At 46.4% G+C, this 12,539-nt stretch carries 12 protein-coding genes; 5 read left to right on the forward strand and 7 right to left on the reverse strand.

The window, feature by feature from the left end:
- Positions 1-88: 88 nt before the first annotated feature.
- Entirely contained in the window at positions 89-1,573 is a 1,485-nt protein-coding gene (locus AR543_RS00800) for an aminotransferase-like domain-containing protein (RefSeq protein ID WP_082472069.1), read from the forward strand.
- A gap of 390 nt (positions 1,574-1,963) precedes the next feature.
- On the opposite strand, the gene AR543_RS00805 is transcribed toward AR543_RS00800, so the two are convergent.
- Entirely contained in the window at positions 1,964-2,779 is an 816-nt protein-coding gene (locus AR543_RS00805; protein WP_060530955.1) for a hypothetical protein, read from the reverse strand.
- A 265-nt stretch (positions 2,780-3,044) separates the two neighbouring features.
- Between AR543_RS00805 and AR543_RS00810 the strand changes: the two genes are divergently transcribed.
- A complete protein-coding gene (locus AR543_RS00810) occupies positions 3,045-3,473 on the forward strand; it encodes a GNAT family N-acetyltransferase (protein ID WP_060530956.1) in 429 nt (142 codons plus the stop codon).
- 94 nt (positions 3,474-3,567) lie between these two features.
- Here AR543_RS00810 and AR543_RS24860 read toward each other — a convergent pair whose 3' ends face one another.
- Entirely contained in the window at positions 3,568-3,690 is a 123-nt protein-coding gene (locus AR543_RS24860) for a hypothetical protein (RefSeq protein WP_257790508.1), read from the reverse strand.
- A 242-nt stretch (positions 3,691-3,932) separates the two neighbouring features.
- Here AR543_RS24860 and AR543_RS00815 point away from each other — a divergent pair, with 242 nt between their 5' ends.
- The gene (locus AR543_RS00815) at positions 3,933-5,306 is read left to right on the forward strand and encodes a DUF2252 domain-containing protein (RefSeq protein WP_060530957.1); all 1,374 of its coding nucleotides are present in this window, start codon (positions 3,933-3,935) and stop codon (positions 5,304-5,306) included.
- 195 nt (positions 5,307-5,501) lie between these two features.
- On the opposite strand, the gene AR543_RS00820 is transcribed toward AR543_RS00815, so the two are convergent.
- From AR543_RS00820 to AR543_RS00830, 3 genes are read right to left on the reverse strand one after another with little or no spacing between them, the layout of a single operon-like run.
- Positions 5,502-6,329 (reverse strand): carbohydrate ABC transporter permease, encoded by an 828-nt coding sequence (locus tag AR543_RS00820; RefSeq protein WP_017811163.1) that lies wholly within the window; start codon positions 6,327-6,329, stop codon positions 5,502-5,504.
- Positions 6,329-7,195: a carbohydrate ABC transporter permease gene (locus AR543_RS00825; protein ID WP_060530959.1), complete on the reverse strand. Its 867-nt coding sequence runs from the start codon at positions 7,193-7,195 to the stop codon at positions 6,329-6,331. The genes AR543_RS00820 and AR543_RS00825 overlap by 1 nt, the downstream gene beginning before the upstream one ends.
- A gap of 58 nt (positions 7,196-7,253) precedes the next feature.
- Positions 7,254-8,489 (reverse strand): ABC transporter substrate-binding protein, encoded by a 1,236-nt coding sequence (locus AR543_RS00830; protein WP_060530961.1) that lies wholly within the window; start codon positions 8,487-8,489, stop codon positions 7,254-7,256.
- Positions 8,490-9,057: 568 nt separating this feature from the next.
- Between AR543_RS00830 and AR543_RS00835 the strand changes: the two genes are divergently transcribed.
- Entirely contained in the window at positions 9,058-9,357 is a 300-nt protein-coding gene (locus AR543_RS00835) for a hypothetical protein (RefSeq protein WP_145953876.1), read from the forward strand.
- Between the two features lie 95 nt (positions 9,358-9,452).
- Positions 9,453-9,734, forward strand: a complete 282-nt coding sequence (locus AR543_RS00840) for a hypothetical protein (protein WP_060530965.1) — start codon at positions 9,453-9,455, stop codon at positions 9,732-9,734.
- A 205-nt stretch (positions 9,735-9,939) separates the two neighbouring features.
- Here the strand turns inward: AR543_RS00840 and AR543_RS00845 are convergent, their stop codons facing one another.
- Both AR543_RS00845 and AR543_RS00850 read right to left on the reverse strand, forming a co-directional pair.
- Positions 9,940-11,595 (reverse strand): GGDEF domain-containing protein, encoded by a 1,656-nt coding sequence (locus tag AR543_RS00845; RefSeq protein WP_060530967.1) that lies wholly within the window; start codon positions 11,593-11,595, stop codon positions 9,940-9,942.
- 337 nt (positions 11,596-11,932) lie between these two features.
- Positions 11,933-12,463, reverse strand: coding sequence for a hypothetical protein (locus AR543_RS00850; RefSeq protein ID WP_227871807.1), 531 nt, complete (start codon positions 12,461-12,463; stop codon positions 11,933-11,935).
- Positions 12,464-12,539: the final 76 nt, after the last annotated feature.

Here is a 12,539-nt window from a genome sequence, read left to right on the forward strand (position 1 = left end):
TCTATCTGCCGATTCCGGTAAAGTATGATAAAGACCAGCAACAATATCTGTAGACGACCCGCATTTTACGAAAGGAGCCTGACCGATTATGACTTCCCTTCCTGTCGATCCTCATACAACTGCTGCTTCCGGGCAGAATCGTCCGCCTGATATAAATACCATTAATTTCCATAATGGAGCCAGATCATTTCGTCAGCTCAGCGCTTATCTCGAAGCCCGTATCCGCCGCGGAGACTGGCAGGCTCATGAGAAATTGCCTTCGGTACGCCAGCTTGCGCAGGAAAGCGGGCTGCATCGGCTAACTATACTCAAAGCCTATCAGCAGCTCAAAGAGTGTGGTCTGGTCTATGTGCGACATAAATCCGGCTATTACGCAGCTCCGCCAGCAGTCAGCGCCCGGTTGGATCATGTTCCTGCGCCTGTCGTGTTCCAGGGCAATATGGCTGCACTGCACCAGCTGCCTGCCCGCTATCAGTTCTCCCAGGCGCTGATCGATCCGAATCTGCTGCCCAATCATTACTTTGCCGAATACATGAAAGAAGTATTCGATCTGTATCCCAAGCTGCTCGGTACCTATGCCCAGGTACAGGGTGATCCGGAGCTGCGTGAACTGCTGGCTGGCTATTTCAGACGCTCTGCCCAGCTGCATCTCGATGCGGATGAGCTACTCATTACGAGCGGTGCCCAGCAGGCGATCCATCTGATCGCAGATATCTGGATACGTCCGGGCGATCCGGTATTGGTCGAATCCCCTACCTATGCCAATGCAATAGATGTATTCCGGCAAAAAGGAGCCCGTCTGCTGTCAATCGGCATCCAGGATGGCTGCTACGATTTGCAGGAGATTGAGCAAATGATGCAGCGCTACCGGCCGCGGCTGTTTTATCTGAATCCTACTTTTCATAATCCGACCGGCATCTGCATTCCCGTGGAGCAGCGCAAGCAGCTGGTTGATCTGGCAGCACAGTATGAATGCCTGCTGATTGAAGATGATACATGCAGTGATATTTACTTTGACGGTAAGCCTCCGGCTCCTGTATTTGCCTATGATACGGAAGGCTATACGATTCATATTCGCAGCTTCAGCAAATATATTTCTCCCGGTCTGCGGATCGCTTGTATCGCTGCTCGCCAGCCCTGGATGTCGCAGCTGCTCGCTGCCAAGTCGCTGGCAGATGGAGGGTCTCCACTGCTCAACCAGAAGCTGTTCCTGCATTATTTTAGATCGGATCGACTGCACCGTCATCTGGACAAACTGCGTATTGCTCTGCGTATTCGTATGGAGATTATGCAGCAGGAATTGGACGAAGCTGGCTGGCAATATGAGCAGCCGCAGGGTGGGCTCAGTCTATGGGTCAGAGTACCGGATCATCTGTCGGTACCGCTGCTGCTGCGTGAATGTCTGGCCCGGCAAATCAGCCTGCTGCCTGGTTCGCTGTTCGATATCCGAGAGCGATATGAGCAGCATATCCGGCTTAGTTTTTCCTTTGCCAGTGAGACTCAGATTCGTGAAGGCATGCATGAATTGATGATTATTTCCCGGGACATAAATGTACAGCAACGCTTCGAATAAAGCTGTTATCTATTCAACTCTGTGTACAATACTTCATTGTGTAGCGTCACATTAGAATAAATAGATAGCACAAAAAAACCTGACACCCTGTATTTTTTCGAAAAATCAGGCTTCACGTTGTTGTGCAGGCGGTCTTCCGTAGACCGCCTTTTTGCTGTGCGATTAGATATTTCTGGTCATTCGATGGTTATTTGATAGTTATTTGATAGTTATTTGATAGTTATTTGATAGTTATTCGATAGTCATTTGATGATTATTTGATAGTGATTTAATCGTCATTTAATAGCTATTCTTATGCTTTATTTAGCAGTTATATTTCATTGATACCTGTCCTGTCTATCAAGTGGATTGGATCCGGCGTAGTTACATCACGTTCATCATTATAGGATCTTATTTGACTTCGTCCGCTGTGCTGCGGTAAGGTTCATCCAGCTCCAGCGTTAACGGCTGGAGACGCAGCATTCCATTATCATACCGGTAGACCGCATCGAGTTCTCCGATGAACTCTGATGTACCGGCTTGCAGAGAGTATACGGCATGGATCTGATTATCTTCTACCGTATACTGCTGCACATCTCCGCCATGAATATAATTCGGTTCATTCGCTACCGGCGGCTGAGCGAATTTATCCAACGGAATCGTAGTGGTCTGGTCATTCACATGGAGCTGAATGTTTTCTTTATCCAGCTCGGTGGTAAACTGACGTTGCACCGAATTACTGAGCGGTTCGACCGGCACAGAATCGCCATCCGAGCGGAACACCTGAATGGTATTCAGATACGCACCGGTGCCATAGCCATACGTGAGATTTACAATAATCTCCGGCTGTCCATCTCCATCCAGATCCGCTTCACTGATCAGCGGTGCATAGGAAGGGTTGCTCACCTGGGTGCCTGGCAGGGTACACTGGAACATCGGTGTATGCAGGGACAGATTATGATAATTGCCGTCTTTGCCAAGAGCACCTTCTATTGTAACGCCGAGCTCGTCATCGGTCATAATCGTCTCCAGCAGTCCCTCCGGTTCGCCGGGATCGACAGGTGCCACTTCCTGTCCTTCTGCGTGAATAGTGCTGACCAGAACAGGTGAACTGGTTGTTGTCGTCTGACAGGAATGCAGACGCGCTGCCGATACCGTCTCAATACAGATCGCGCTCAAAATGACAGTGAGAAATACCCATTTTTTAATATTCTTTTTTATATTCAAAGGAGTGCCTCCTGATATGATATGCTTTTGGGATCTACAGCAAAATGTACATCCAGTTGTTCAATCGTTGTCGATGGCTCCGCTTCGGAAAATCAGACACAGCGGAGCGGGGTGTCTGACATAATCATTCGTGTTCTCTCCTTATGCTACGCGCTGAAACAAAGAATTACCAGAAAAAATTGAAAAATTCCGAACAACAACTCAAATAGATGGAAATAGCAAGAAATAGTATATAAATATTACCTGCACAGGAGGACCTGTAAACATGATTACACTCCGTGAAATAAAAATAGAAGACTATGACGGCATGATCGCACTCTGGCAAAATACCGAAGGATTGGGGCTGAGTCCGGCGGATTCTCGCGAATCGATCCAACGTTATCTGGAGCAAAATGCCGGATGCAGCTATATCGCCATAGATACCATTAGAGACGTTATAGCCGGTACGTTGCTGGCAGGGCATGACGGTCGACGAGGTTATTTGTATCACATGGCTGTAGACCCGGATTACCGGGGACAGGGAATTGCCCGGCAGCTGACCGAACGAAGCATGAATGCACTCGCCGCCAACGGAATTGATCGGGCTCATTTGTTTGTACTGAATAACAATGAGCATGGACAGCAATTCTGGACAGCCAGTCATTGGCAAAAAGCAGATCACTTTTCTGTCTTCTCAAAAGATACTCATGGATAGGATATTAATCTCAAGCGTAATGAGTCTCGCCAAAAAGCCTGATGTGTCTACCTTTTCTCTAGCAGACACATCAGGCTTATGTACATACAGTAAATTATCTACCACTATTGCGATTACGCATCATGCGAACCATCAGCACAATCAGCAGCACGAGAAAGACGGCTGCTACCAGTATAATGGAACCGCTAATACTCAGTGAAGACCAAACAATATGCATCGTTATCCCTCTTTTCCCAAACGGTAATGATACCAAACTCTCTTCCTTCATTTCCCACAATGACTACTTGTGAAACATCGGGCGCGATTCCGGCAGTAATGATTCATCCTGCATATACTTTGTAACCGACCGTTTTTATACTCTCCTGACCATCTTCTTCCCCATGGAAAAATTTACTTTTACGGGATGTTCATTTGCGATATGATAATGGCTAAAAAGCCGTACATAAAGGGGAATACGATATGGTAGATCCAGCTATTACAGAAAATGTGATTCGTACACGCAACAAGCTGCGCCGGGATACACTGGTCTCGGTTCTCGATGAATTTGACGCCAATATTATGAATCTGAATCCACAGAAACGCGCCGAGAAATACAGCAAAATGAGCCAGACCGCTTTTTCCTTTTTCCGGGGAAGTGCGTATCTGTTCTATTTCGATGCAACCCGGCATTATTTCCCGTATCATACACCGGCAGATCGTCCGACATGGATTCAGGGTGATCTGCATTTTGAGAACTTTGGCGCTTTCCGTAATGAATCGGGCGATATCGTCTATGATGTGAATGACTTTGATGAAGGATATGTCGGCTCGTATGTCTATGATGTGCTGCGCATGTCTGTCAGTATCGCCCTCGTCTGTCGTCAGCTCGGTTACGATCGTGAGCAGCAGCTGTCCATGATGGAGCACTATATCCTCTCCTACTACAAGCAGATTCGCTGCTACGCCGAAGGCAAAGAGAATCCCGCCAAATTTATTATGAACGAATCCAATGCCAAAGGCCCTGTCCGCAAACTGCTACGCAAGCTGGAAAAGCGCCGGCAAGGACATTTCCTCGAAAAAGTAACCGCTGTGATGCAGAGCGACCGTGTATTTCTGGAGAACAGCGAGCTGGCGATTCCTTCTGCCCGGGAACAGGAGCTGCTCGAACAAGCCTGGGCATCGTATCAGGACACCCTCCTGTGCTGTGAAGACGATGTGAATCACTACAAGATCAAAGATATCGCGATCAAGCACGGATCAGGTACGGCCTCAATCGGCCTCGATCGCTATTATGTACTGATCGAAGGCAGAGCAACCGGCGAAGGCGAGGATGATCTAATCCTGGAAGTCAAAGAAGTACGCGCGCCGGTACCTGCCTATTTTCTACCATATACCGAATCGTTCTGGCAAAAGTTCGGTCACCAGGGCAAACGCGTGACGACGACCCAGCAGGCGATGCATCACAAGGCTGATCCGTATCTGGGCTATCTAACGCTGGATGATCGCGATTTCTATGTGCGTGAACGTTCACCTTATAAAAAACGGCTAAAGCTGGAAAATATCCAGAGCACCGACGATATGCAAAAGATCCTGTCCACCATGGCTCAATTAACTGCCAAAATGCACTCCCGTGCCGACCGCGATGTCAGCGAAGGCATCCTGCCTTATCACAGCGAGCGCGAGATTTACAAAGCCATGGGCAGCAAACCGGATGCTTTTGTCCAGCATATTTCCCGCTGGGCGTATGCCTATACCGATCAGGTGGAGCGCGATTATCAGCTGTTCGGCGAATGGGCAGCTTCTTTTCAGACGGCAGCGGATTCTGCTGTACACGAAGCCGAAGCAGACAGCTGAACCGCGCAGGATAACAATAAACATCTGCTCTATCGATGGAGCCCGCTTCATTCGTATGCTTAATCTTGATACTGCTGTGCAGTAACTCTTTTTTACCACCATACGCACAAATAAAAAATATATGCAGAAATAACAAAAAGACCGTACTCTCTGTTAGAGATACGGTCTTTTTGTATATTTATTGCAGTCGTTCGCTTATTTCACCGAACCACGCGTGACCCCGCTAATGATCCATTTCTGTGCAAACAGATAAATAACGATCATCGGCAGCATCGCCAGCAGATACGAGGCAAATGCCAGATTGTAGTCTGTATTGAACTGTCCCTGGAAAATATACTGCACGAGCGGCAGTGTATACATATCCTGGTCACTGACAATAATCAGCGGCAGCAGGAAGTCATTGTAGGTGGACAGACAGACGAGAATACCGACTGTTGCATTGATCGGCGCCATCAGCGGGAAAATGATCCGCCAGAAGGTACCCCATGTCGAAGCGCCATCCACGGTCGCCGCTTCTTCCAGTGCCACCGGAATCGAGCGGATATAGCCGACATAGACAAATACGTTAAATGCCAGTGCATATACCGTATGCAGAATCGTCAGACCGACCAGATTGGTCATATGCAGCGATGCCGTCAGTTTGACGATCGGCAGCATAATGATCGGGAATGGAATAAACATCGCGCTAACAAAGTAGAAATACAGTCCTTTGAAAAACTTGCTGCGCTCCATATTCCGTCCGATCGCATAAGCGACCATCGAGTTGGTGAGCAGGGTCAGCACCACGGTCGCTGTAGTCACCAGCGCACTGTTACGGAATGCCTGGAAAAAGTTCGTCACTTCAATCGCATTGGCAAAGTTGTCAAACCGCCACTTGGTAGGCAGACCGAACAGGGATTGGGACATCTGCTGCGGGTCCTTGAGTGCAATGGTCAGCGCCATATAGAGCGGGAACAAAATGATCAGTGTTCCGATTGCTACCAGTATATTGATCGGCCAGTTGATTTTGGTATTCTCTTTCATTACATGTCCATCTCCCTTCTTTGCAGGAAGCGAATCTGCAGAATTGAGATTACAGCGATAACGATAAAGTAGATCACCGAGTTCGCCGATTGATAAGCGAATTCGCCGCCTTCAAATCCACCGGTATAGATCAGGAAGGAGATCGACTGTGTCGCCCGTCCAGGTCCGCCGTTGGTCAGAGCAACGATCTGATCGAACACCATCAGTGCATTTTTCATCGCCAGTACCATATTAATGGTGAAGAACGGAGCGATCAGCGGGAAGGTAATGCTCCAGAACTCGCGCCATTTACCTGCTCCATCGAGGCTGGATGCTTCATACATATCCTTGGAGATGGTCTGCAGACCGGCCAGATACAGAATCGTATTCAGGGCAATACTCTGCCATACTGCTACGATTACCACGCCGATCCAGGCCAGACTTTCATTACCGAGTATGTTTGTAGACAATGCGTTAATCCCGAGAGACTGTCCCCACACTGTGAATACGTTGGAGAACAGGTAGTTGAATATGTAACCTACAATCAGTACGCTCAGAATATTCGGCAGGAAATAAATACCCCGGAAGAAGTTCCGGAACTTGATGCTCGCATTCAGTCCGAGGGCGATCAGCAGACTGAATACATTAACGAAGATGGTGACGACTACCGCGAACTTGATCGTAAACCAGTACGCATCACCTACCACATTATCAGTGAACAGATTGATGTAATTGCGCAAACCTATAAAATCGTACGTTTTACCAAACCCATTGTAGTTGGTAAATGAATAATAGACCCCCTGAATCGCCGGCAGCGTCAGGAATAGAAAGAATAGCAATACGGCCGGAATGGTCATCCAGTAATAGGTGGACATCCGTTTGGACATGTGTCTTCCTCCCCTTCTTGGCTTTCCTCTGTTACGTTACATCTATCGATCAGGCTGCTCAGCTTGCCCTGCGAGCAGCCACCTTGTCCCATTCCTTGTCCAGCGTACCCAGGAATGCATTGATATCCTTGTTCTGCAGGAACGCCTGCACCGTCGGATTCAGCTGTACCGCACTCGGAATATAGTGATCGACAAAGTCGACAATTTTACCCTGTTCAAAATACGGCAGCAGGCCGGATACACTCTCGTCCTTTTGCTGTACGCCGTCTACCGACGAGAACAGATTCTGTTCATCGATATACTGCTGGCTGTTTTCCGGCTGCAGCAGAAAGGCGATAAACTGCTTGGCTTCCTCCGGGTGCTCGGTCTGATTGGAGATGGCGAGCAGGGTATCGACACCGGCAGTCAGTTTGTTCTGTGCTTCATCATTACTGCCTGGCAGTGGGAAAAAGCCCAGGTTGATATCCGGATTGACTTTGCGAATCTCGGAGATCGCCCAGCTGCCCTGGATATACATCGCTGATTCTCCATTACCGAATGCACGGTTACCGTCGGCATAGTTTTTACCAAAGTTATCACCGTGTCCATAGTTCAGCAGCTCCAGCTGCTTTTTGGCCACTTCCTGATAAGCCGACTGGAAAGTAGTCTTGTTCTCACGACGTTCCTTGTAAAAATCAATCCCGACCAGTGTTCCACCCATATCATTGAACGGCAGGTTGGTTTGCCAGTCGTCCTTGTAAGTGAAATAAAACGGGATCACATCGGCTTCTTTTGCTTTTTTGGCAGTCGCGATCAGTTCGTCCCATGTTTTGGGTACGGATAGACCGAGCTTTTGGAAAATATCCTTGTTGTAGATGACGCCGCTGGCATTCAGGGCAAAAGGAACACCGGTAACTTCCTGCATGCCGGTCACATCAGTCAGCATCTGTACGTATTTAGGGTCAATATTCTGAAGTAGAGGGTCGTTGGTGAGGTTAAGAAAAATTTCGCTTTGGGCCAGAAGAGAGTATGTATCGGTTGCACCCAGTCCGATAATATCGGGAATATCATCTTTGACGACTCGTGTCTTGAGCACGGTCTCAGCATCCGGCGGATTCACCTGAGAGACATGAATATTCGGATGCTGTTCGTTAAACTTGGCTACCAGTTTGTCAAAACTGCCCTTGGCTTCGGGTTTGTTCTGGAAAAACTCCAGTTCGACCACGCCGCTGGCATTATTACTGCCACCGCTGCAGGCTGCAAGGGTCAGAATGATCAACAAGCCTGCAAGACATGCACTTCCCCATTTTCTCATGCTAACATCCCCTTCAAGATAGATACCTACTGGCTGATGACCGTAGTCTGCATAGCAAAACAAGCGGTCGATCAGCATTTTGCATAATATGCAGTTCTGTCGGATAATAGAATAGCCCCATTGTTAAGCGCTTACAATATGCTAAAAGTTGGAAAAGATCGAAAGGTTATTGTAAGCTCTTATTGCAGGGCCTGACAGTTTTGCATATTTCAAGCAAACCTATTTATCATAATTAAGAATACCCTTTTCACCAAAAAAGTAAACGTTTTCTTTGAGTAACTTTTATCTTTACATAATAATACGGAAGTTATTTGCTGGAATTTTTATTGGACAACCCTTTTCAAAAAGCCATTTTATGGAATATTATCTTGAAAGGAGAAATTATATGGACATATAAGCATTAAGTTATTTAGATATTCATTAATGATATCTCATTATGGTTTTCTTTTGACGATACTCGGTTATTTATCCTTTCCAATCCAGATTATTCGCTATAGAATAACCAGAGCACTACCCTGTCAGGCCAATGTATTTACTATTTGTATCCTCTATTCAAGAAAGGAGCATTATGATGCAACCGATTCATCCACTGGTCTATGCAGGTATTGGAGCAGGCATGCTCATCTATTTAATCGCACTACTGCTCGTAAAAGTCGCTCCACAGCCGCGTTTTTTCCGCTTTTGTCCGGGAATGCTCGGAATCGTTGCCAGTATTATTCTGCTTGGTATGGTCGTCTATACGCAGCGCACCGGATGGGACGGCATTTTTGCTTTTTCGCTGGCGTTAATCAGCACTTCATTGATCGGGCTGGTACTGCTGATGTTTCAGCTGTTTTACCGAATATCCAAAGGATACGCTCGTCCGTAAACTGCTTTGGCACGATCTATGCAGCAGGATCCGATTAGCGACAACCGTGTTATACCGGATGTAAATAGAACGAACTAATAAGGAGGTCTATCGATTTGAACACTCTTATGTATATAGGAGCAGGTCTTGCATTGGTTCTGTTAATCATCAGCATTATTCTGATTCGCCGCAGACCGGGTTCTGCAACCGTACGCTATATTCCGGGACTGGCAGGCGTACTGATCGGCGCGGTACTGATGCTGTTCAGCCTGTTCCAGTATGGCTGGAATGCACTTGGTTACCTGGTACTGTCCCTAATTATTATTGCTTCTTCCCTGATTGTGCTGTTTATTATATTGGTGATCGGCAAGCGTATAGCAGGACAACGCCGCTATTAAGCGAATATGGGGAAAGCGTATAATATGGCTCATTATTCCACCCTTTTTGGTAAGAATATGCCATATTATTATATCTTCTGTATAAGGTGCTCCAAAGGAGCATATGCAGACAATTCTGACTATAACCTAAAAAGAGCCCTTAAGGGGCTCTTTTTCATATCTCTCTACTGTTACTTTTACTGTTACTGTTCTGAATACCCGGAATTTACATCGCAGACTGTGGTAGCGAATCCGCGTTGTAGAAAGTGATCCGGTTCTTGCCGGCGCGCTTGGACTGGTACAATGCCTGGTCAGCCATGCGTACGATCTCGATCGGATTGTCACTGTCCACCATGTAGACTGCACCGCCAATACTGCAGCCGATATGGATCTTCTGGTATTCCAGTACAAAGGGTTTGTTCAGCAGACTAATAATTTGTTCGCCATATGCCCGCGCTTCATCGTATGGATGATCCTGGGAAGTATGCAGTACTACGAGGAATTCATCGCCTCCGAGGCGAACAGTGATATCCTTGTCCTTCGACAGACTGCTGAGACGCTGAGCAACCTTTTGCAGCAGGATATCGCCAGCCTGATGTCCCAGCGTATCATTTACTTTTTTGAATCCATCCAGATCGATATAGAGAAAGCTGAGCTGCTGCGACGGGTTATCTTCATGCTCTGCCAGCGTGCTTTCCAGATACGTCTCCAGCGCATTACGATTCGGAAGTCCGGTCAGATGATCATAATGGGCTATCGCCTGCATCTGGTCCAGCTCTACATCTTTTTGCATCAACGAGGTTACCATTGCCCGCAGCGAGCGGGACAGGATCTCAATCTCATAGAAGCCACGCTGTACCGGAATATCAAAGATTTCCTTTTCACTCAGACGGTCGGCACGATGCGTCAGTGCGCGAATTGGCAGTGAAATCTTGTTCGCCAGGAACCAGCCAATCAATGCAAAAACAATCGTCGCGATCATTCCCGCGATCATCGTGAATATATTCATATCTGAGATAGACGCCAGAGCAGTCGATTCCGGCTGGCGTACCAGCACGGTCCAACCAAGCCCCGGATAATCCATATATCCATCGCCATAGGCATAACCGGTTAGATAGGTATGTCCATCCGGCCACTGCTCCAGTTCCCAACCGGATTGTCCAGACTGTGCCTTCTTTACACTACTCAGCGGCAGCTTCTGTCCGACCATGCCATCCGGTCCCAGCAGAACTACCTGATCCTTTTGGCTGACAATCATCACTTCGATATCCTTGTCCTTCTGCTGGAATGATTCCATGACCGACTGTTTTACTTCACGAGCCCAATCCCAGCTCATATGCGCAGCGAGTACGCCTACCTTTTGGCCTTTATTATTGATAACCGGCAGACTGATATCCACGAACTGCAATGGTTCGCCGCTTGGATTGGGCAGCAGCTTGGCCAGCAGTACGGCATCATGCACGTCACCGATAAATTTCTTTTTGATTCCTTCACGGTAGACCGGACGCTCGGACAGATCCTTACCCAGTAGAATATTGTCTGTCGAAGCCATTACTTTACCATGAAGATCAGTATACCCGATCCACGAAAAAGATGGAAAGCTCGATTGCAGCTGATCCAGCATATCATGTACTTCGTTCATATTATTCGAATTACGCAGTACCGGCAGCTGAGCCAGGAGGTCCATTTCCCCCGATCTGGACCACATAAAGTTATCCAGCTTGTCCGCGGTATTATGCGCTGTACTGAATAAAGAATCGCCTATTTCCTCTTTCATGCTGTTCACGGCGTAGCGGTTCATTACCCAGCCGAGAGTTCCCGATAGCACTAATGATAATACGATAAATACAACGACCAATACGGTCCTCAGTTTAAAACTCATCGACTGTTCCCCCAAACGATTCGACTTGATGTATAAGTTATCGGTTATTTAATAGTGATATGACACGTATCCAAAGTCCTATTTTATCGAAATATGAATTAATATGTCGAATTTTAGGATATTTTCTTGTTTTAACTAATTAATAATACGACAATTTATTACTCATGGATCACTATTTCACAACTATCTTTTATTTTATATAGAGGCATAGATCATTGGCTTCATAGCAGATCGTTACAATGCAGCCATTCTTTTTCTCGTATAAATGTGTCTACTCGTTATACCAAAAAAGTGAATAAAAAAGACCTTGAAGAAATCATCTTCAAGGTCTTTCTGTTTAGACTTCGATTACCATTACTCCGTCTAAATAAGAATCTAATGAATCCACAGTAATCCATGGAGGTTCATCCTGTCTGACTGAATAGAAACGCAAAACGGCTTCTTCCCCATCGTAAGATAAAACAAGATAAAAATTTCTTTCCCCTTTAAATTGTCTGTAGAGTACAGCCGCCCATATCTCAATCATGTTCACGCCAATGCCAAGTAGTTGGATCGGTTCGATAATATCTTCAAATATATCGCTAATATGAATATGGTTATGGAATGCTTCAAATGCTGTTCGATCTATAATAAATTTACTGGGCGTAAAATGAGGTGGTAAATCGGATCCGTTTTTTTGTTTTAACAGTACACAGCCATCCCACTCGATAAACGTAGGGAAAATAAAAGGTTCAATGCTGCGCAACTCAACATTACGAAGACGTGTTTTTGCTTTTTTCGCTTTTCTTGCTTTTACTCTTTTTTGATTCTGATTTTGCTTTTCTACTCTTTCCCTTGCTTGCTCTAGTTCATCAAGGTACTTTTTCATCTGGGAATTAACTAACAATAGCTTACCTCGCTTCGGAATATAAAGGCTCTCACCTAATTATCTGTACATGTAACAA

It is taken from the genome of Paenibacillus bovis (assembly GCF_001421015.2).
Taxonomy (GTDB): Bacteria; Bacillota; Bacilli; order Paenibacillales; family Paenibacillaceae; genus Saccharibacillus; species Saccharibacillus bovis.